This window comes from Martinezella lusitana (assembly GCF_014207095.1).
GTDB classification, from domain to species: Bacteria; Pseudomonadota; Alphaproteobacteria; order Rhizobiales; family Rhizobiaceae; genus Rhizobium; species Rhizobium lusitanum_B.
This window is the reverse complement of sequence record NZ_JACHBG010000059.1, coordinates 1-1964: the sequence shown is the minus strand read 5'-3', so window position 1 is coordinate 1964 and position 1964 is coordinate 1. Positions and strand designations below refer to the sequence as shown.

The window sequence follows — 1964 nt, the reverse complement described above, 5'->3', positions numbered from 1 at the left end:
TCAATCCAGAGGAACAGACCACCCAGAGCAAAGAGCACGATCACCGCCAGCGCGGCAATGCTGCCATAGCGACGGGCGCGCTCCGCGACGATCCCATCCGTCTTGACCTGAAGCCAGGCCGCGCCGTGCATGGTGAGCATGGCGACGGACAACAGGCCGCAGAGAAGCGCATAGGGGTTCAGCAGTGCGAAGAAGGATCCTTCGTAATAAATGCGCATGTCTTCGTCGAACCGGAAAGGGACGCCTTGAAGCACATTCCCGACCGCTACGCCGAAAATCAGCGAGGGAACGAAGCCGCCTATGAACAAGGCCCAATCCCAGCCGGCCTTCCAGCCGTCGCCGTCGCGCTTCGAGCGATACTTGAAGGCGACGGGCCGCAGGATCAACGCGAACAGAATGGCGAACATGGCAAGATAGAAGCCGGAGAAGGATACGGCATAGAGCGGCGGCCAGGCGGCGAAGACGGCGCCACCCCCGAGGATCAGCCAGACCTGATTGCCTTCCCAGGTCGGACCGATCGCGTTGATGGCGATGCGCCGCTCCGTATCCGTCTTGGCAACGAAGGGAAGAAGCGTGCCGACGCCAAGGTCGAAACCGTCGGTTACGGCAAAGCCGATCAGCAACACGCCGAGCAGCAGCCACCAGATGACGCGTAAGGTCTCGTAATCGATCAATTCATGCAGGATCATGGCAGGTCACTCCGCGGCCGGAACGAGGTTTTCGGAAATCAGCTTCGCCTCCGGCTTTTCGTCCGGATCAGGCCCCTTACGGATTGCCTTGATCATCAGCATCATTTCGATGACGATGAGGACGGTGTAGAGCGCAGCAAAGCCGAGGATCGTCAGCAGCACCGTGCCGGCGCCGAGATTGGAGACGGCCGCAGCCGTCGGCAGCACGCCTTCGATGATCCACGGCTGGCGGCCGAATTCGGCAACCACCCAGCCGAGTTCGATGGCGACCCAGGGCAGTGGAATTGCAAAGACGGCAATGCGCAGCAGCAGCGGATATCTGTCAAGCTTGCGGCGGGCCGACAGCCAGAAGAACACCGTCGTCAGCAGGATGAAGAACATGCCGAGCCCGACCATGATGCGGAAGGACCAGAACAGCGTCGGCACATGCGGAATGGTATCGCGCGCCGCCTGCGCAATCTGTTCTTCGGTCGCCTGACGCGGATCGTTGACGTAGCGCTTGAGCAGGAGCGCGTAGCCCAACTGATGCCCGATATCCTCGAAGGACGTGCGGGCTTCCGCCGTGGCGACATCCTGCGAGGCATCGCCTGGCGCTGCCGGCTTTGCCGTGCGGATCTTCGTCAGCGCATCATAGGCCTTGATCCCCTGACGAATATTGTCCTTGGCTTCCTGCTCGAGCTTGTCGATACCGGGGATCTCCGTCGTCAGAGACCGGGTACCGATCAGGCCCATCACCCAGGGAATATGCACGGCGTAATGGGTCTCGCGCGCGTCCTGATCCGGAAAGCCGAAAGCGGTGAAGGCGGCCGGCGCCGGCTCGGTCTTCCACATGCCTTCGATCGCCGCCAGCTTCATCTTCTGATGTTCCGTCGTCAGATAGCCGCTCTCGTCACCAAGGACGACCACCGAAAGGGCGGAGGCGAGACCGAAGGAGGCCGCAACCGTCATCGAGCGCTTTGCAAGCTCGACGCTGCGCCCCTTCAGCAGATACCAGGCCGAGACGCCGAGAACGAAGACCGAGGCGCAGACGTAGCCGGCCGAAACGGTATGGACGAATTTCGCCTGAGCCACCGGATTGAAGACGACGTCGAAGAAGCTGACGATCTCCATGCGCATCGTCTGCGGATTGAGCGCCGAACCGGCAGGATTCTGCATCCAGCCATTGGCGATCAGGATCCACAAGGCCGAGAAGTTGGAGCCGAGCGCAACAGCCCAGGTCGCAACAAGATGCCCGACTTTGGACAGCCGGTCCCAGCCGAAGAAGAACAGGCCGAC

At 61.5% G+C, this 1964-nt stretch carries 2 protein-coding genes; both read right to left on the bottom strand.

Annotated elements, in window-relative coordinates; genetic code table 11:
* Positions 1 to 689: cytochrome d ubiquinol oxidase subunit II (cydB, locus tag GGD46_RS33560; RefSeq protein WP_184711472.1), on the bottom strand; the 689-nt coding region annotated here is incomplete at its 3' end.
* A 6-nt stretch (positions 690 to 695) separates the two neighbouring features.
* Positions 696 to 1964: cytochrome ubiquinol oxidase subunit I (locus GGD46_RS33555; protein WP_184711470.1), on the bottom strand; the 1269-nt coding region annotated here is incomplete at its 5' end.